Source organism: Pseudoalteromonas sp. SA25 (assembly GCF_011378705.1).
GTDB lineage: Bacteria > Pseudomonadota > Gammaproteobacteria > Enterobacterales > Alteromonadaceae > Pseudoalteromonas > Pseudoalteromonas arctica.
Genome location: NZ_WTKV01000004.1, coordinates 221,732 through 239,557, shown reverse-complemented (window position 1 = coordinate 239,557; position 17,826 = coordinate 221,732). Strand labels below are relative to the sequence as shown.

The following is a 17,826-nucleotide window of genomic DNA, read 5'->3' as shown; positions in this document are numbered from 1 at the left end:
GATAAAACGCCGTTTTTATTATACAAACGGCAATTATCATTAATTTATCTACAAGCTATCTGCTTAGAGTGCGCACAGCTTATGGATTTTTATTAATTGACTGGTGTTAATGCCCTGAATGTTACATAATTCCGTGGCACTTTTCATCAAAGAAACGCTATTTAATTGCTATGTTTGGACTGTCGAAACTATTCTCTTCTAAATCGGTGCAAAAACAACCGATTATTACTGCCTTAGCGGCATATCGTAGTGCGGCTTTTGCCGTCGGTATTGACGAAAGCTTCATTGATACTATTACTCAAAATGACGATAAATCACTACACATTAAATTAACCCTGCCATTTGCTGGGCAATCAGAAATGCCTTTAGTTGAGCAACACGTTAGTGAAAGCTTAAATGTGTCTGTAACAATTAGCGCCAAGGTTATCATTAAAGAGGCAGCTAAGTTTAAGGCGATTAAACATATTGTGCTTATTGCCTCAGGCAAAGGCGGAGTAGGTAAGTCGACTACTGCTGTTAACTTGGCGGGCGCCCTTAAAAACGAAGGCGCAAAGGTGGGTATTTTAGATGCTGATATTTATGGCCCATCTATTCCAATGCTTTTAGGCTTGGTGGGCGCAGAGCCCGTCACTAAAGATAACAAACAGCTACAGCCTTTTGATGCAAACGGCATTAAAGCGCAGTCAATTGGCTTTTTAGTGCCAAGCGATGATGCCACCGTTTGGCGCGGGCCAATGGCGTCAGGCGCACTTAGCCAATTGCTAAACGAGACTGATTGGGGCGAGCTTGACTACTTAATTGTAGATATGCCACCGGGCACCGGTGATATTCAACTTACAATGAGCCAAAAAGTACCAGCGAGCGGCACTGTTATTGTCACTACACCGCAAGACTTAGCCCTTGCCGATGCGCAAAAAGGCATTGCCATGTTTAATAAAGTAAACGTGCCGGTGCTGGGCTTAATAGAAAACATGAGCCATTACATTTGCAGCCACTGCGGTGAAGCTAATCACGTATTTGGTAAAGACGGTGCACAAAAGCTGGCGCACAAGCACGGTGTACCCGTACTTAGCCATATTCCTCTTGCAATAGATATACGTGAGTATTCTGAGCAAGGAAAACTTATTGCCAACGATAACGACGCGGCGATAAGCAAAACATACAGCGCAGCAGCGAGGCTTATAGCCAGCACGCTCTATTATCAACAGCATCACAATGCAATTGAAATTGTGATTACAGAAGATTAATAAATAATGAGACTTTCAGACACACATATTAATAAATACCTAAGCGATGGTCGCATTGTTATTGAGCCTGCGCCAACAAGTGACATGATTTCAGGTGTAACTGCCGATTTGCGATTAGGTAATAAATTCAGAACTTTTAATGCACACAACGCGGCATACGTCGATTTAAGCGGTCCAAAAGATCAGCTAAATAAAGCTATGGAATCAATCATGAGTGAAGAAATAGTGCTTGATGAAGGTGAAGCATTCTTTTTACACCCAGGTGAACTTGCACTTGCTATAACACACGAAAAAGTAACTCTGCCAGCAGACATAGTCGGCTGGTTAGATGGACGCTCATCGCTTGCGCGTTTAGGTTTAATGGTGCATGTAACAGCGCACCGAATAGATCCAGGCTGGAGCGGTAATATTGTTTTAGAGTTTTACAACTCAGGCAAATTACCACTGGCGCTTCGTCCACTGATGAAAATTGGGGCTATGAGCTTTGAAATGCTATCGGGCCCGTGTGAAAACCCATACAACATCCGTAAAGATGCAAAATATAAAGATCAAAACAGTGCAGTAGCAAGTCGTATTAGTGACGATAAGTAATCACCAAATATAGACATTACTCGTCTATTTTATGAAGCGCATAGCCCAGTAATTCAAAATACTGGTTAAGCGCTTCATTTGCTTTATTAATATGCCCAATATCTGGGTATATTAAATTACTACTTTGTAAGCCCCCCACTAAAAAGCTATTTTTTATATTTGAATGCTGCTCAATACAGGCTTCAAAACAACGTGCGGCAAGCTCCTCTGGCATACTCATATAATTCATATTGTGAGCTTTATCGTGTTCTATGCATGTTTGTACAAAGTTATTAGCATCAACGCCGTGCTCATCTAAAAATACATGTTTATAAAAACTGTTCAAAGCATTATTAAGTGGGTGCGATAAATTAGGTGTGTTTGAAAGCCATAATTTTGAGGCAAAACCAAATCGTGGTTTTGCTGCAAATAAATGCTCGCTTATATGATGGTCAAACGCATGAAACCATTCGTGAGCAAGTGCACCACCGCCTGCATTTTTTGCAAGGGCAAGCGTTTGAGAAGCTGCATTATAATGCGCTTGTACACTTTTTTGACCGCCATGACCAAATGCAAAATTAAGCTTCCCGCGCAGGCCAATAGCTTTGGGCGGTAAATGCAGTATTTGTGCAAGGTCGGCCAGTGCATCGTAAATTAAATTAGCGCTAATGTAGCGCTCTTCTTTAGTTACCCATTTACCGACGACCATTGATCTAAAGCCAAAGGTATCTCTTATATCGCTAAAGTCGACTTGGTCGTCAAAGCGATAGTCGGGGCCTTGGCGAGTAAAGCCACGTTTTAGCCTGTTAGGGTAGTTACGCATTGCAAGTTTCATATAGTACGAATTTAATCTAAGTAACGTGCTTTTACGTGCTCGGGCATGTGTTGGGTTTGTTTTTGTATTAATTCATCAAGCACATTATAAAGTGGGGTAGGGCTTAACTGCTCTATTAAAAACAAACTATGCGCTACGGCTTCAAGTGTGGATAGGCTGTCGGCCCTAGGGGCTTTACGAATAGCATAACGATTTTTAGGTAACTGTTTAAAACTGACCGTTTTGAATTGATTTAGCAATGTGGTGAGCTGCAAAATTTTGTAGGCTTTTTTCCATGTACCATCAACCACGATTAAATGGGTGATGTTTTTTATATTAGATTGCTCAGCGCTATCGTCTAAATTTACAGCGTGTTCGTTAGGGTAGAGCAAAACAGTTGAGCTTACTGGCAGTGATTTAAGAATAGAAAAGTCGTCATTATTTTCGCCTTTGACTATTTGGCAATCAGTTAGACACAAATTGAGTAGTTTAGCGGTATTTTTTGCTATTTTTTCTTCGCTTGGGTGCTGTAGAATAATAACCTTAACTTTGTTGTTTATATTTGTAATTGCGCTGCAAATACAGGTGTTAAGTGCAAAGTTACAATGATTACAAAGTGTGCGTGCCATTTAATAAACTTTTTGTTGCCAGTATGATCCTCACAATTATACATTTATAAGGTAATTAAGTTGGTTTTTTTTACGCATCAATATAAAGTAGTACTATTAAACTGTAATTTACATGGATTGTTTTAAGGGCTTAAAATATGACAGAAATAAATATTGATACATCAGCATTAGAGAGTATGGAATCGTTATTGGGTGAGCAGTTTGCTGATACACTTGATTTTTGCTGCTCGGAGTTTGAGCGTTTAGGCTCTGAAGTTTTAGCAACCATTGGAAAAGACAGAGAAGCGGCGATTCGTCATTCTCATAGCTTAAAATCTAACGCTGCGCAGTTTGGTGCTTCAAGCCTTGCTGAAGTATCTCGCGTTATTGAACAAAATTTAAACCTAGATAACTTAGCTGAAGCCATCGACGCATCTAATAGCTTAATGGCTCAAGTAACAGGCTCTCAAGCTAAGCTAAATGAATGGTTAGCATCTCGTTAATTATTGAAACTGAAACGTGAATTTATTTCAGTATTAAGCGTTTAAATAGGCTGGCATTTTACGCCTTTACTAGGTTAGTCTAAAGATTCACTAGTCGAGGTAAAAATGTCTGATATTAAAAAGAGTCACAAATTAGAAGGTGTATGTTATGACATTCGTGGGCCGGTTTTAGCGCAAGCTAAAAAAATGGAAGACGAAGGTCAAAAAGTATTAAAATTGAATATAGGTAATCCGGCTGCTTTTGGTTTTGATATGCCAGAAGATATGCACCGAGATATTATCCGCAACTTATATTCAGCCCAAGGTTACTGTGACTCTAAAGGCCTCTATTCTGCCCGCGTGGCTATTTATCAACACTATCAACAACGTGGATTACATAATTTAGATGTAGATAACATTTATATTGGTAATGGCGTAAGCGAACTTATTCAGATGATCACCCAAGCACTATTAAATAATGGCGACGAAGTGCTTATTCCTGCTCCAGATTATCCACTTTGGACTGCTTCGGTCACGTTATCGGGTGGTAATCCCGTGCATTATTTATGTGATGAAGAGCAAGATTGGTTTCCGGACATTGCAGATATAAAAAGTAAAATCACGTCTAAAACTAAAGCTCTGGTATTAATTAATCCTAATAATCCTACTGGTGCGGTTTACAGTGATGATTTGTTAATGCAATTAATTGATATAGCGCGTGAACATAAACTGCTGTTATTGAGCGATGAGATTTACGAAAAGATTTTATACGATGGTATAACGCATACTTCAATCGGCTCACTTTGCGACGATGTGCCTATTATTACTTTTAATGGTTTAGCAAAAACATACCGTGCAGCGGGGCTGAGAATGGGGTGGATGGTTTTGAGCGGTCGTACCTCGGTAATGGATGATTTACGCAAAGGCCTAGAAATACTTTCATCTATGCGTTTGTGCGCCAATGTACCTGCGCAGTATGCGATTCAACAAGCACTTGGCGGCGTGCAATCAATTGATAGTCTAATAAACCCGGGTGGGCGCTTATATGAGCAGCGTGATATTGCATGGCGTGGATTAAATGATATTGAAGGTATTAGTTGTAAAAAACCTAAAGGCGCGCTCTATGCATTTGCCAAAGTAGATACAGCACTTTTTAACGTCAAAGATGATGAAAAGATGATGTACGATTTGCTCAAAGCCGAAAAAATATTACTTGTGCATGGCAGGGCGTTTAATTGGCCAGATCCTGATCATTTTAGGTTGGTCTTTTTACCAAGCAAAGATGATTTATCGGATGCGATGTTAAAAATGAAGCGCTTTTTTAAAGACTATCGCCAAGTATAGTTATTAAAAAATAATTAAAAAACGAGCCAAATTTGGCTCGTTTTTTACTTTAGTCATGAATATATTAACAGGGCGTGTTGATCTTTGTGGATTGAAATTTGTTCAATCTAGGGGCGATTAAATCGCGACGCGAGGTTTGTAACCTAGTGGGCTAAGTAAAAACCGCGCAACAAAGAGTTAATTGCCGCTAGGCAGAACCCTTCGGGCTGACGAATCCCCAAAACGTGACAGGCACAGCAATTTATGATCTTATGTAAATCACCACAACCCACATAAGTCACAACTGCTATGCCTGAGACATCAGTTTGCCATAAGTACTTTAAACATGCATTAGCGCCATTCAATAATGCCAGAGTAAAAACATTACTAAGCTGCAGTAATGCATTAATTTCGGGCAATAAACTTACCTTAACTGAAATCGGCAGAAATTTGTCTGGCGCTGTGGATGTAAAACATAAAATAAAACGCGTTGATCGCTTCTTAAAAAATACTCACCTCTACAATGAAAGGGTCGCTATCTATGAAGCATTAGCTCATCCTATTATTGACTCTTTACCCATGCTTGCAATTGCCGTTGACTGGAGCGGTGCCTGTGGTCACGACTATCACTTACTGCGAGCAAGCTTACTTGTGGATGGGCGCTCTATCGTGATTTATAACATGATTGTTGAGCAGAAGGATTTTGATAGCCCAGCAACCAACAGCCTGTTTTTAGATGAACTTTATGAAGTGCTTGGACGACATCCTAGTGTCTATATTGTAACAGACGGCGGCTTTCTTACGCCTTGGTATAGTAAAGTACGCGAACTTGGTTGGCATATGATAGGTCGATTAAGAGGCTCAATGAAGTGTAAACTAGCCATGCAATCACAATGGCATACATTAAAACAACTTAGGGCTGGTGCCAGCGATATACCTAAGGCGTTAGGTCAAGCACGACTAACTCAGTCCAGCCCGACAGCATGCGATGCATTTTTACACGTATATCATGGAAAAAATAAAGGAAGAAAAGGAAAAAGCAGATTTACGAAAGATACAAAAATGTATCAAAACTTAGCTAAAGAGCCATGGTTACTCGCGACATCAGACAATACAATGATGAGTAAGCGAGTAGTTGGTTTATATAGTAAAAGAATGCAAATAGAGCAAAATTCCGCGATGACAAAAGTTTGAGATATGGTTTTTCGTGGTGTTTTAGTAAAAGCACCGGCATAAATAGAATAGGAATATTATGCTTGATAGCCACAATAGCGAGCACTGCGTTATGGTTTATAGGGTGTGAAGCAGAAAAAAGAAAGTGGCATATAAAATTTCAAGCAAATAGCGTTAAGAATCGCCGAGTTCTTTCATTTTTAACCTTAGCCAAGCAAGTCATAAAGCTATGTAAGAGACGTATTACACAAAGCTATATAGAAAAAAGTTTAAAAAACTTTATTTTGAATTACGAAAAAGAGGCCGCTGGATAAAGTGGGGATCCCTCAGCCCTTCGGGCAGCGCATGTTTGGCATTTATGCTGCGTTATCGCCTATTTATAGGGAACAACCACAGTTCATAGGCTCTGTCTTGTCTAAATACCAAACATTCTGCTGCAAATTCAACCACCAAAGTTCAGCACGTCCTAGTACGCTTTATCTACACGCACTGTGTTGTCGTTCAAGTACACTAATCTTACGTTATCGCCTTTGCTAAAACGCATTGATTGGTCCTGATCTTGAACAACCATAAACTGGTCGCCATTTTCAACTTGTATTAATAACTCTACAAAGTGATTTTGCTGATAATGACTTTGCTGCTGCCTATTATGTGCAACACTGCCGCCAATTACCGAACCTAATATTGTTGCTACTGTGCGGCCGCTACCACCACCAAACTGGTTGCCTACTACGCCACCGAGTAATGCACCGCCAAAGGTTTTCCAGCCGTTGTTTTTGTCTTGAATGATTTCTTGCTCGGTAATATTGCGTACCGATTTTACGTCACCAAATAAAACTTGCTGCACAGGGACTGCTTTATTGCGCTCGTATTTAGCAAACGTAGGCGCGCTTATTGTAAGTAAAGCGCACATAATTACAGTAATTGCTTTCATAACTTGCTCCTTTTATACCAACCTGCATAAATCTTTGATCAATTTAACGAATTAAATTGCGCTATAACGTCGTTAAAAATTTTTTATTTAGAAAAACTAGATACAAAAATTTTTGCCTAGTACTAGCGTAATTTTCTTAACGTTAAATAGACCCCATATATAAGCAGATTGGTATTAGCTACCAGCCAAAGGTTGATTTTTCTTTAGTTTTACGAATTTCAGTTTCGTCTGCCCACTCAACTAGGCCGCTTTCCATATCCATTAAACGCATTGTAAATTTGTAGTATACGTCTGATTTATCGGCATTTGATTTAACAATACTTGATAAGTTTCCATATAACATATATTGCGCACCAATTTGTTTACCAAATGCAACGGCTGTTGCAGGGTTAACAAGAGCATCTTCATTTTGAAACGTTAATTGCTCACGTACTGACTCAACACGGGTCATATCTACAAAACGGAACTTACCGCTGCGTAGCATTTGTGTTGAGATTGAATCGGTGATTGATTCTGTATCAATGTGCTCGCTGGTTTTATTTTTAATACGCTCAACAAATACTACAGGGCGTTTATTAGCGGTCATTGTGCCAACAACAGGTGAGCTGAGTAGTGAGTCGGTCATTTGGCTCGCTACTTTTTGTAAGTCGGTAGAACCAAAATTAATATCTGTTGTTTCTACTGCTTGTGCATCGCCATAACTTACTACGGCTTTATTAGCACAGCCACTTAGTACTAAAGCGCTCAAGCCAACTAAAGCGTAAGTTGATGCTGTTTTAAATTTGTTACTGATGATCATGGTTGTTTCCTTTAATCTTTAAATTCTTGTGATTCGGTAGACACTTCTCTTACTGCTATAGAAAAGGTAACCGCATCAGAGCTAGGTGCTAAGCCCGGTAATTGTGTTTTTGCAAAACCAAATAAGGTGAGTGCTTGCCAAGGTGAATGATTGCCTTTAATAACAAAGCCGTCTTTATCAAACCAATTAAATTGATACTGCAAATACTGTGATTTTTTATACTGGCTCGAAAGTGTCACTACTACATCGGTTAACTGGTTGGTTTGACGTGTTTTAACATCAGTAATGGCCAGCTTTTTACCGAGCTCTAGGTTATCTACACGTAATTGCTCATTAAACTGATTTTTATTTTGTTCAACGGAAATACCCGATGTAACCGGTTTACTGGAACATGCACTGAGCATTAAGACTGCTAATAATGGCGCTATGTATTTCATGATGGCTCCTAAAGTTGAACTACGTGGTAATTAAAGTAGTTATTAACGGAGGTTAAGTAAATTAACGTTAACCCTTGCTTACTAACGGTAAAATTTATAGGTGCTTGTGTGCCTATATGCAGAGAATGCTCACCTGTATTTAGGCTTTGCCTTGCAACACTTATTTGATTTGGAAGTGTAAGCCAGCTACGTGTATCAGCTTGCTCAGACGCCAAATTATAAATATTAGCAAGTATGTTACCTACATCACCGGCACTGCGAGCAAGTTCTGCACGCACTTTCTCTTTAGCTACTAATCTGAGTACTTGGCGAGCTACTTTTGCAGGTATTTGATCTTCTAATGTTTTTGCTGCAAGTGCTTCAATGTGTACTAATGGGCTCAGCTCTATGCTTTGTGCATCTATGTTTATATTATTAAGGCGGCGCACATAGGCATTATCTTTATACACTGGCATTGCAAGGCTGTAAAAGCGTGCATCGCCGCGTGATGAATAAATTGGTAAGCGCAGTTTAAATTCATCTTGTTTTGGTACTAAGCCTTGTTCAAATAAAACAATTACTTCGCCTTGCGTTGCAGAAATTGTGGGTGCATCACTAAAACGTTTTTTAAATTCACTTAGGTCTTGGTCAAACCCTTGTTTTTTAGCAAGGCGCATTACGTCCTGCTGTAAATAAATATTGTTAGGTTGTATAGCCAGTGCTTTTTTATAATCAATATAAGCATCGTCATACTGTTTAGCACTTTGATAAAGCAAAGCAGATAAATAAAATGTGTAGGCATTTTGAAAGCCATTTTTTACATCTCTGGTTACATTGCCCATGCTAGGGTAGTGCTGCTGCGCTTCCTTAACTGTTGAGTCGCCATCTGTTTTATTTTCGCTTAGTGCATCAACTTGTACTTTATTAGCACGGCGAATTTCGACTAAAGCGCCTTCTACATCATTTTTATACACGTAGTTAAGTGCTTTATAACTATGAAGCATACTCATTTCGTAAGCCGGTGGTACATAAGTAATTGCTGAGTCGTTAGTAAATAACGCATTGCTTTGCTCAAGCCCCGCACTTACTTGTATTTTGGCGGCTTCGCGTTTTTTTTGCATTTGCGTATACACGTTCTCAAATTTACTTTGTGCCTCTTGTGGCGTATTGGCTAAGTCGTTTAAGCGAGCTTGCTCAAGTTGGTTGAGTAAGTAGCTGCTGTGCATGGTGCTATTATTGGCAATAAGGGATTGCGCTTCTTCGATATTGTTTTTCTCGATCGCATTTCTTATTGGTGTCATTTGCGTGGCATAGTCATTAAATAGGTCATTAAAGCCCATTGTGCTACACCCACTTAAAATACAACAAAAGCTTAAAATTATACTTAGGCGCACTGCGCACTCCTCTCAATTCACCTGTATACATTAACATATTATTTTTAGCTAAATGTGTGAAATATTGTAAAAAATCGTAGAGTAAAACTGCCTGCTAATAAAGAAATATAAAATGACATTGGTGAACAAAGTGTGAATTTTCTTGTTGGGTAACAATATTGAAATGCTTAAGGTACTTTATTGGTCTTATTGAATACAATGATCTCTAAAGCGTAATGATAAATGAATTTTTTAAATGAAGTAATTGCTATTCACTAAGTCGTATACGAAAAATACTAAAAGGGTATCTTGTGTTGTAGACACCGTATTTTGCAAATGCGGCTAAGATTTTAGTATAAATGATCTAATTTATTAAAACTAAATACTCCCTTTGCACAGTTATAACAATCCTGTTTAAATGTGCTGCTCAGTAAGCGGTTTTATAGGCGCTTATGACAATGTTTTTAGCTTAGTAGGTTAATTAATTGAAATAACGTTGTAATTTGTTTTTATTGCTAAGGAATTTTTTTGAAAGCTACGTTGTACACAATCATTGCTTTAATTGCGTTTGCTGCAAATTCTCTTTTTTGCAGAATGGCTTTAGCCGAAGGCTATATAGATGCTTGGAACTTTACAGTTATTCGCTTACTCAGTGGTGCTGCGTGTTTGGGCATTATAATGACTATTTATACTCATAATTTAAAACGAAAAGGCACATTTAACCCCGCTATTTTAAGTGATAAAGGAAGCTGGCGAAGCAGTATAAGCCTTTTAGTTTATGCACTTTGTTTTTCGATTGCATACGTAGAGCTAGATACAGGCACCGGTGCACTGATTTTGTTTTCAGCCGTGCAACTCACTATGATTGGCTGGGGTATATATCAAAAAGAGCAGTTGAGTGTGCTTCAGTGGTGCGCGTTTATAGTGGCGCTAGGTGGGTTTGTATATTTAATGCTGCCATCTGCTGCTGTACCGTCATTATTAGGTGCATCACTTATGGCACTCAGTGGTGTGGCATGGGGTATTTACAGTATTCGCGGTAAAGTGTGCGTATCGCCACTGCGTACTACAGGGTTTAACTTTATAAGAAGCTTAGTGGCTATCCCTGTTTTATTACTTGTTGGTATGAGTTATTTAAAAAATATGAGTATTGAAGGGGTTTTGCTTGCATGTGCCTCGGGTGCGATAGCTTCTGGAATTGGTTACAGTGTTTGGTATGTGGCTATGCCACTGCTTAAAAGTACCCAAGCTGCTGTTGTGCAGCTTTGTGTACCTGTACTTGCAGCCGTGGCCGGGGTCTTGTTTTTATCAGAGCAGGTAACAATGGAGTTTGTAATAGCAAGCTCATTAATATTAGGCGCTGTACTGGTATTTATTTTAAATAAAAAGAAGGTTTAATATTATTTAAGTTAACCTTTTTTTAAGGGGGACTAACGTTCGTTACAAAGCGTGTATAAATAGCGGGTAAGTTATCAAGTATTGCCTGCTTACCCTGTAGTTCACTGTTTTTTATGCATTCAAAAAGTACTTGCTCGCTAAGCTTATTCACTAATAATTGCGATTGCTTAATATGGCTTATATGCCAAAGCTCAGGTGCGACACCACCTAAATCATGCTGGTAAGGGCGATAAAAGCCAAATTTATCTAAGTTAGTATCAAGCCAATTACTTAAAGGCGCAAACGGCCCACTTTGCAGGTATTCATCAGGTGTTAGCTGTAGTTTATAATCATCACTTACCGCAGCTTTATCAAACACGTCTAAATCGGTGCCTAAATGGTGCCTGCTGGCCCCAGGTAATGCAGAGTAGAGCATTATTGCTATGCATTTATCTACATCATTTAATTTAGTTAAATCTACAACCTTTTGCTGTTTATTATAAACAGGTCGAATACCTAAAAACTTATTATTCCAAATAATTGATTGGCGATTAAAGTCGCGAAAACTTGAGGCAATAGTAAGCTCAAATCCCGCTTTTTGTGCTGCACTTTGCAGCGCTAAAAAGTCGCTGATAATAGCGCTGTGCAAGCGATGATTTTGTATATCAGTTAAATGTGTATCACTTTGCCCCGTGATACACATTATTGGTGTTGGTTGAGTGACATCCATTATGCTAAAAGTTGCTCTAGTATTTGCTCGTAAATGTCGGTAAGGGCTATTAAATCATCGGTACTTACGCATTCATCTACTTTATGAATAGTGGCGTTACGTGGACCAAGTTCAATTACTTTAGCACCTGTTTGCGCAATAAAGCGACCGTCAGATGTGCCTCCGGTAGTTTCTAGATTCGTGGTTAAACCGGTTACTGATTTAATCGCTTTAACTGTGGCATCAACAAGCGGGCCGTGCTCGGTAATAAAAGGTAAGCCATTTACTATCCAGCTTAATTCATAATTTAAGTTATGCTTTTGTAGAATGTCATTTACACGCTGTTGTAATTGCTCATGTGTTACTTGCGTGCTAAATCTAAAGTTAAACTGTACTTCTAGTTCACCCGGGATCACGTTACCAGCACCTGTGCCGCCATTAATATTCGAAATTTGAAAGCTAGTTGCTGGGAAGTACTCATTTCCGTTATCCCACACCGTTTGGCTAAGCTCAGTAAGTGCAGGCGTTGCTAGATGAATTGGATTTTGTGCTAAATGTGGGTAGGCAACATGACCTTGTACGCCTTTAACCGTTAGGTAAGCGGTAAGTGAGCCTCTTCGGCCATTTTTAACAACATCGCCTAATACATCTCGTGATGAGGGTTCGCCTACTAGGCACATATCTATTTTTTCACCACGGGCTTCTAGTGTATCTATTACACGTGTTGTGCCGTTTATAAACGGTCCTTCTTCGTCAGAAGTGATTAAAAAAGAAATAGAGCCTTTATGATCTGGATGTTTAGTAACAAAACGTTCGGTTGCTACAAGCATTGCGGCTAATGAGCCTTTCATATCGGCAGCGCCACGCCCGTGCAGTAGGCCGTCTTTTATTAATCCTGAAAACGGTGGGTGTTGCCAATTTTTTTCAGGGCCTGTTGGTACAACGTCGGTGTGACCAGCAAAACAAAAGTGCGGCGATTGTGTGCCTTTTCGAGCCCAAGTATTAAGTGTGTCGGTAAAAAATAATGATTCTATATTAAAACCAACCGTAGCAAGGCGATCATTCATCATCTGTTGGCAGCCAGCATCTTCGGGCGTTACCGATTCACGTTGGATTAGCGCTTGGGCGAGTTGAATTACGTCATTAGTCATTATTTAAAAATCTCGTCGTATTGGGCTGCTTTAAAACCTAAATGGTAACTGCCATTGTTTACCAGTACTGGACGTTTGATCATGGCAGGTTGTTCAACCAACAATGGGATAGCACTTTCTTTAGTTAGACTCTGTTTTTGCTCATCAGTTAATGCGCGATAAGTTGTTCCACGTTTATTAACGAGTTGTTCCCAATCGAGCTTGTCTGCAAATTCACTCACCATTTGCTCATTTACGCCATCTTTGCGGTAGTCATGAAACGTAAATTCGATGTTGTTATCGGTTAAATATTTTTTAGCTTTTTTTATCGTATCGCAGTTGCTAATGCCGTATAGAGTGATCATAAATCTAGTTCTTCTTAATAATAGTTAATAGTGTGTCTTCACCCGCATTTACATGCGAATGCGAGTAATGAAATGTGCCAAGGTTATGGCCGTTTAGTAAAATTAAACTAGCAAGCATTGGAGTATCAAGTTCTCGTAAATCAAAATAAGCAAGGCGTTGACCTTTGCATATTTTGCTACCATTGAGTTGCGCAATATGGGTATGCGTAATTGATTGCGAATCAAAAATAGTTAAGTTAATCAAGGCTTTTAGACCATTATTAGCTTGTAGAATAAACTCAGTACCTGCATTTTTTACTTGTAACAAAGTTCCATCAAACGGTGCTAAAATTTTATGACTTGTTAGTTGCACCATAATACCAGGGCCCAGAGTGCCAAAACGAAAAAAAGGTTCTGGGTGCTCTTTCAGTTCAATTACTTTACCTGTAAATGGGCTGGTAATATTTATTGCATTAAGAGGCGTTTTATTTTGAGCTAAATAGTCAATTTTTTGAGCTTTCATAAGTTAGTTTACCACCACGTTATAACCCTCTTTTTTTAAAGCGGAAATAGCATTTTCTGCAGTGTGTTTTTTTATGAGAATATAATCAGTATCGTAGGTTGAGATTGAAAAGATAGAAATTTTAGCGCGCGCTAATACCCCTGAAATATTAGCCATAATTCCGGTTAACGAAAAGCCAAGTGGACCTACAACCTCTAAAGCTTGCCAGTCGGGTTCGGTATCCAGGCTTTTTACTTCAAAATCGCTTGGGCATACAATTGAAAGTTCATCATGGGTTTTAGAAATAAAAAACAAAGATTGCTTTAAAAGTGCCGCAGGTATGTCGGCATCTACATCTAAACTGTGTATAGATAAAATGGTGCTGTGTAATTGTAATGTTTGTTTTGACATTAAAAGCCTGCGAACAGCAATATTGATAGCTTTATAGTATAGATTATTGGCTTTAAATTAAAGGTGTAACAACGACTAACTCAGCAGTAAATAAGTAGATAAAAGAAGGGAGTAAAAACTTACCCACAATTTCTGTGGATAAGTATGGGGGTTGCAGGGTATAAATAACCTAACTAGTTAATTATTAAATAAATAATAGCTAGGCTATAAAAAGCACACGTTACGTTTAATGAGTAATTAGCGCTTCTGTTTGAGCTGCCTGAATGGCAGTTAAGGCGATTGTATACACAATATCATCAACTAATGCACCACGGCTTAAATCGTTTACAGGTTTACGCATACCTTGCAGCATAGGGCCAATACTTATCAAGTCGGCACTACGTTGTACTGCTTTATACGTGGTATTACCCGTATTTAAATCTGGGAATATAAATACGGTCGCTTTACCGGCTACAGGGCTGTTAGGTGCTTTTTTAAGTGCTACGTTTTCCATTATAGCTGCATCGTATTGTAGTGGGCCGTCGATAATTAGATCAGGACGTTTTTGTTTTGCAATTTTTGTGGCTTCACGTACTTTTTCAACATCGGCACCTGTACCAGAAGTGCCCGTGCTGTAGCTGATCATGGCAACACGCGGCTCTATGCCAAATGCAGCTGCAGAGTCGGCAGATTGAATCGCTATGTCTGCAAGTTGTTCAGCATTAGGGTCTGGGTTAATCGCACAGTCACCGTAAACTAATACTTGGTCAGGCAGTAGCATAAAAAATACAGATGATACTAGTGATGACCCTGGTGCTGTCTTAATTAATTGCAGTGGTGGGCGAATTGTATTTGCCGTAGTGTTTACTGCGCCCGATACTAAACCGTCTACTTTACCTTGCTCAAGCATCATTGTACCCAGTACGACGTTATCTTGTAGTTGCTCTTGTGCTACTACGGCAGTTAGGCCTTTGCTTTTACGAATTTCGACCATAGGCGCAATATAATCATTAATAATGCTTTGAGGCTCGATAATACTTACATGTTCGTTTAGCTCAATACCTTGCTGCTGTGCAATACGCATTATTTCTTCGCGATCGCCCAGTAATATAGTTTTAGCAATTCCGCGTTGACCACAAATAGCAGCCGCTTTAATTGTACGAGGTTCATTACCTTCAGGTAGAACCACGGTTTTACCTGCTTTACGCGCTTTAGTGGTAAGTAAGTAACGAAATGCGGGTGGTGATAACTTACGAGTTTTACCTACACTTTTAGCTAGAGTATCTAGCCAGCTTGAATTGATATGCTCTGCGTTGTGATCTTTTACTTTTTCAATACGTTGGTCATCATCATTTGGTACTTCCATATTAAAGTTATGCAGTAGTAATGATGTACGCCATGTGTCTGCATCGGTTGCGAGTATTGGTAAGCCTGTTTGCATGGCTTGCTCACACAAGGCCATAATACGTGGCTCTGGCTCAAAGCCACCGGTGAGTAATATAGCACCAAGTTTAGTGCCGTTCATAGCAGATAAGCACGCAGCAACAAGTATGTCAGAGCGATCGCCCGGTGTTACTAATAAAGCGCCTGGCGTAAAATAATTTAAAATATTTGAAACCGTACGAGCACAAAAAGTAATACGGCGCAGACGACGATGAAGCATATCGCCTTCGTTAATAATCGTGGCTTTTAAGTATGCGCTTAAGTCTTTTACGCGCGGCGCTACTAAGTCAAAATCCCACGGGATTGCACCAAGTAACATAAACGGATTTTTTTTAAAAATAGGTAGGGATACTAAACGATTTAACTCGTTTTCAAGCTCTTCAGGTTTATAGGCATCGACTAAATCGGCGCGTGCACGACCTTCTTCATCAAGTGGCGCATTTACTTTATTAAAAATACAGCCCAGTACGCGAGGGTGATTGATACCACCATAGTTACCTGCTGCAATTTCAAGGCGGTCTTCTATTTGAGTAATGGTGTAATTACCAGGGGTAAGTACAAATACAATTTCGGCGCCGAGTGTTTGCGCAATTTCGCGGTTTACACGCCCAGCATAAGGTTGACGACGAGTAGGTACCATACCTTCAATAATAGCGACTTCGTCATCGTTTATTTTACTTTCAAAGCGTTCAACAATTTCCTCTAGGAGGTCATCACCTTTACCGTCGCCAATCATTTGCTCAGCATAATCAAGTGCAAAAGGCATTGGGGGATTAATAGGTGAGCCTTGAGTGACTATTTGTGTTGATTTTTCAGGGCCTGTTTCACCAGAACGTGGCTGAGCTATTGGTTTAAAAAAGTTAACTTTAACTGTTTTTTGTTCAAGTGCACGCACTAAACCAACTGATACCGACGTCAAACCCACACCGGTAGAAACAGGAATTAACATAATACGACGTGCCATATTAAAGCTCCTTTACAATATTTGCAGCATCAAGGGCAATAACCCATTCTTCATTGGTTGGCATTACAACTGCTTTGACGTGTGAATTTTTACAGCTAATAACGCCTTCTTGACCAAAGCGCGCATTGAGGTTGGCTTGCGGATTACAATTAATGCCTAAAAAGGCAAGTTGTGTAATTACTTTTTCACGAATAATATCTGAGTTTTCACCAATACCACCAGTAAATATAACAGCATCAAGGCGCTGTAATGGCACCATATACGCCGCGATTTGTTTTGAAAGTCGGTAGCAAAACATTTCAATTGCGAGTATCGCTTTTTTATTACCGACCATAGCGGCTTCTTCAATGGTACGGCAATCGTTAGAAAGCTCGCTAATACCTAACAAGCCACTTTTTTGATTTAGTAGGTTATCTATTTGCTGGGCTGTGTAATCAAGTTGAGTGGTTAAAAAGTTAAATAAACCAGGGTCAATATCGCCGCTACGTGTGCCCATTATCAGCCCCTCTAGAGGCGTTAGTCCCATGCTGGTATCAACACTCTTACCATTTTTAATAGCGCATACAGAACAACCGTTACCTAAGTGGGCACTAATAAAATTGCTTTGCTCGATAGGTTGCCCAAGTAACTTTGCTGTTTGCCCTGCAACATAAAAATGACTTGTGCCATGAAAACCATAACGCCTAACACCAAACTCGGTGTACAACTTATATGGAAGAGCGTAAAGAAAGGCAACTTCATTCATAGTTTGGTGAAATGCAGTATCAAACACCGCGACTTGTGGCAAACCTTCAAACGATGCCTGCGCCGACGATATACCTAGTAAATTAGCGTGCCCATGAAGCGGCGCAAGCGTTGCCGACTGTGTAATGCCTGCAATTACTTTTTCGTCAATCAATACCGATTGCGTAAAGTGCTCGCCGCCATGTACAACACGATGGCCCACTGCGATAAGTTGCTCGTCTAAGTTGTGATCTTTTATTAAGCTTACAAGCGTATTTATAGCCTCAGCATGAGCTTGATTAGCCGCTAAGTCGATAACTGTTTTAGTACCATTAAATTTGTATTTAATAGAGGGTGCTTTAGCGCCTAAGCGTTCAGCAAGGCCTGAAATGATTTCGTGACCATCGTTCGCATCAATAATGGCAAACTTTAAGCTAGAGCTACCACAATTTAAAACTAAAACGTGTTGTGATTCAGGAGAGGTTGTTGGCATAGATTCAATTTC

At 39.6% G+C, this 17,826-nt stretch carries 19 protein-coding genes; 6 read left to right on the top strand and 13 right to left on the bottom strand.

Annotated features, from left to right (window positions below):
* The first annotated feature begins 170 nt into the window (after positions 1 to 170).
* Positions 171 to 1,247, top strand: a complete 1,077-nt coding sequence (apbC, locus tag GQR45_RS05190; protein WP_165725346.1) for an iron-sulfur cluster carrier protein ApbC — start codon at positions 171 to 173, stop codon at positions 1,245 to 1,247.
* Positions 1,248 to 1,253: 6 nt separating this feature from the next.
* Positions 1,254 to 1,838, top strand: a complete 585-nt coding sequence (gene dcd, locus GQR45_RS05185) for a dCTP deaminase (RefSeq protein WP_165725345.1) — start codon at positions 1,254 to 1,256, stop codon at positions 1,836 to 1,838.
* 16 nt (positions 1,839 to 1,854) lie between these two features.
* Here dcd and GQR45_RS05180 read toward each other — a convergent pair whose 3' ends face one another.
* Complete coding sequence (locus tag GQR45_RS05180; RefSeq protein ID WP_165725356.1) at positions 1,855 to 2,640, bottom strand: CLCA_X family protein; 786 nt, start codon at positions 2,638 to 2,640, stop codon at positions 1,855 to 1,857.
* Between the two features lie 23 nt (positions 2,641 to 2,663).
* The gene (locus GQR45_RS05175; protein ID WP_165725344.1) at positions 2,664 to 3,260 is read right to left on the bottom strand and encodes a tRNA-uridine aminocarboxypropyltransferase; all 597 of its coding nucleotides are present in this window, start codon (positions 3,258 to 3,260) and stop codon (positions 2,664 to 2,666) included.
* A 137-nt stretch (positions 3,261 to 3,397) separates the two neighbouring features.
* Here GQR45_RS05175 and GQR45_RS05170 point away from each other — a divergent pair, with 137 nt between their 5' ends.
* The 3 genes from GQR45_RS05170 (at position 3,398) to GQR45_RS05160 (ending at position 6,238) form a co-directional block, all read left to right on the top strand.
* Positions 3,398 to 3,742 (top strand): Hpt domain-containing protein, encoded by a 345-nt coding sequence (locus GQR45_RS05170; RefSeq protein WP_007582543.1) that lies wholly within the window; start codon positions 3,398 to 3,400, stop codon positions 3,740 to 3,742.
* Between the two features lie 105 nt (positions 3,743 to 3,847).
* On the top strand, positions 3,848 to 5,065 hold the full coding sequence (locus GQR45_RS05165) for a pyridoxal phosphate-dependent aminotransferase (RefSeq protein ID WP_010554238.1): 1,218 nt from the start codon (positions 3,848 to 3,850) through the stop codon (positions 5,063 to 5,065).
* Positions 5,066 to 5,353: 288 nt separating this feature from the next.
* A complete protein-coding gene (locus GQR45_RS05160; protein WP_165725343.1) occupies positions 5,354 to 6,238 on the top strand; it encodes an IS4 family transposase in 885 nt (294 codons plus the stop codon).
* 445 nt (positions 6,239 to 6,683) lie between these two features.
* On the opposite strand, the gene GQR45_RS05155 is transcribed toward GQR45_RS05160, so the two are convergent.
* The 4 genes from GQR45_RS05155 to GQR45_RS05140 form a co-directional block, all read right to left on the bottom strand.
* A complete protein-coding gene (locus GQR45_RS05155; RefSeq protein ID WP_008134100.1) occupies positions 6,684 to 7,151 on the bottom strand; it encodes a glycine zipper 2TM domain-containing protein in 468 nt (155 codons plus the stop codon).
* 178 nt (positions 7,152 to 7,329) lie between these two features.
* Positions 7,330 to 7,950 carry a penicillin-binding protein activator LpoB gene (lpoB, locus tag GQR45_RS05150; RefSeq protein WP_007375407.1) on the bottom strand — a complete coding sequence of 207 codons (621 nt, stop codon included), beginning with the start codon at positions 7,948 to 7,950 and terminating at the stop codon, positions 7,330 to 7,332.
* A gap of 11 nt (positions 7,951 to 7,961) precedes the next feature.
* A complete protein-coding gene (locus GQR45_RS05145) occupies positions 7,962 to 8,387 on the bottom strand; it encodes a YcfL family protein (protein ID WP_165725342.1) in 426 nt (141 codons plus the stop codon).
* 8 nt (positions 8,388 to 8,395) lie between these two features.
* Complete coding sequence (locus tag GQR45_RS05140; protein WP_165725341.1) at positions 8,396 to 9,760, bottom strand: adenine DNA methylase; 1,365 nt, start codon at positions 9,758 to 9,760, stop codon at positions 8,396 to 8,398.
* A gap of 507 nt (positions 9,761 to 10,267) precedes the next feature.
* On the opposite strand from GQR45_RS05140, the gene GQR45_RS05135 reads away from it, so the two are divergent.
* Positions 10,268 to 11,137, top strand: coding sequence for a DMT family transporter (locus GQR45_RS05135; RefSeq protein ID WP_165725340.1), 870 nt, complete (start codon positions 10,268 to 10,270; stop codon positions 11,135 to 11,137).
* A 22-nt stretch (positions 11,138 to 11,159) separates the two neighbouring features.
* On the opposite strand, the gene GQR45_RS05130 is transcribed toward GQR45_RS05135, so the two are convergent.
* The 7 genes from GQR45_RS05130 to GQR45_RS05100 all read right to left on the bottom strand — a co-directional run bounded on the left by GQR45_RS05130 (position 11,160) and on the right by GQR45_RS05100 (position 17,814).
* Positions 11,160 to 11,846, bottom strand: coding sequence for a M15 family metallopeptidase (locus tag GQR45_RS05130; protein ID WP_165725339.1), 687 nt, complete (start codon positions 11,844 to 11,846; stop codon positions 11,160 to 11,162).
* Entirely contained in the window at positions 11,846 to 12,976 is a 1,131-nt protein-coding gene (gene dapE / locus GQR45_RS05125) for a succinyl-diaminopimelate desuccinylase (RefSeq protein ID WP_165725338.1), read from the bottom strand. The genes GQR45_RS05130 and dapE overlap by 1 nt, the downstream gene beginning before the upstream one ends.
* Positions 12,976 to 13,320, bottom strand: coding sequence for an ArsC family reductase (locus GQR45_RS05120; RefSeq protein ID WP_007582559.1), 345 nt, complete (start codon positions 13,318 to 13,320; stop codon positions 12,976 to 12,978). The genes dapE and GQR45_RS05120 overlap by 1 nt, the downstream gene beginning before the upstream one ends.
* 4 nt (positions 13,321 to 13,324) lie before the next feature.
* Positions 13,325 to 13,822: a PTS glucose transporter subunit IIA gene (locus tag GQR45_RS05115; RefSeq protein ID WP_101216738.1), complete on the bottom strand. Its 498-nt coding sequence runs from the start codon at positions 13,820 to 13,822 to the stop codon at positions 13,325 to 13,327.
* Positions 13,823 to 13,825: 3 nt separating this feature from the next.
* On the bottom strand, positions 13,826 to 14,212 hold the full coding sequence (locus GQR45_RS05110) for an ACT domain-containing protein (protein ID WP_007582563.1): 387 nt from the start codon (positions 14,210 to 14,212) through the stop codon (positions 13,826 to 13,828).
* 226 nt (positions 14,213 to 14,438) lie between these two features.
* Entirely contained in the window at positions 14,439 to 16,598 is a 2,160-nt protein-coding gene (gene pta / locus GQR45_RS05105; RefSeq protein ID WP_165725337.1) for a phosphate acetyltransferase, read from the bottom strand.
* A gap of 1 nt (position 16,599) precedes the next feature.
* Positions 16,600 to 17,814: an acetate kinase gene (locus GQR45_RS05100; protein ID WP_165725336.1), complete on the bottom strand. Its 1,215-nt coding sequence runs from the start codon at positions 17,812 to 17,814 to the stop codon at positions 16,600 to 16,602.
* Positions 17,815 to 17,826 lie beyond the last annotated feature (12 nt).

Coding starts and splice junctions, on each gene's coding strand:
- apbC (WP_165725346.1), top strand. CDS start 171: ATGTTTGGACTGTCGAAACTATTCTCTTCTAAATCGGTGCAAAAACAA.
- dcd (WP_165725345.1), top strand. CDS start 1,254: ATGAGACTTTCAGACACACATATTAATAAATACCTAAGCGATGGTCGC.
- GQR45_RS05180 (WP_165725356.1), bottom strand. CDS start 2,640: ATGCGTAACTACCCTAACAGGCTAAAACGTGGCTTTACTCGCCAAGGC.
- GQR45_RS05175 (WP_165725344.1), bottom strand. CDS start 3,260: ATGGCACGCACACTTTGTAATCATTGTAACTTTGCACTTAACACCTGT.
- GQR45_RS05170 (WP_007582543.1), top strand. CDS start 3,398: ATGACAGAAATAAATATTGATACATCAGCATTAGAGAGTATGGAATCG.
- GQR45_RS05165 (WP_010554238.1), top strand. CDS start 3,848: ATGTCTGATATTAAAAAGAGTCACAAATTAGAAGGTGTATGTTATGAC.
- GQR45_RS05160 (WP_165725343.1), top strand. CDS start 5,354: ATGCCTGAGACATCAGTTTGCCATAAGTACTTTAAACATGCATTAGCG.
- GQR45_RS05155 (WP_008134100.1), bottom strand. CDS start 7,151: ATGAAAGCAATTACTGTAATTATGTGCGCTTTACTTACAATAAGCGCG.
- lpoB (WP_007375407.1), bottom strand. CDS start 7,950: ATGATCATCAGTAACAAATTTAAAACAGCATCAACTTACGCTTTAGTT.
- GQR45_RS05145 (WP_165725342.1), bottom strand. CDS start 8,387: ATGAAATACATAGCGCCATTATTAGCAGTCTTAATGCTCAGTGCATGT.
- GQR45_RS05130 (WP_165725339.1), bottom strand. CDS start 11,846: ATGGATGTCACTCAACCAACACCAATAATGTGTATCACGGGGCAAAGT.
- dapE (WP_165725338.1), bottom strand. CDS start 12,976: ATGACTAATGACGTAATTCAACTCGCCCAAGCGCTAATCCAACGTGAA.
- GQR45_RS05120 (WP_007582559.1), bottom strand. CDS start 13,320: ATGATCACTCTATACGGCATTAGCAACTGCGATACGATAAAAAAAGCT.
- GQR45_RS05115 (WP_101216738.1), bottom strand. CDS start 13,822: ATGAAAGCTCAAAAAATTGACTATTTAGCTCAAAATAAAACGCCTCTT.
- GQR45_RS05110 (WP_007582563.1), bottom strand. CDS start 14,212: ATGTCAAAACAAACATTACAATTACACAGCACCATTTTATCTATACAC.
- pta (WP_165725337.1), bottom strand. CDS start 16,598: ATGGCACGTCGTATTATGTTAATTCCTGTTTCTACCGGTGTGGGTTTG.
- GQR45_RS05100 (WP_165725336.1), bottom strand. CDS start 17,814: ATGCCAACAACCTCTCCTGAATCACAACACGTTTTAGTTTTAAATTGT.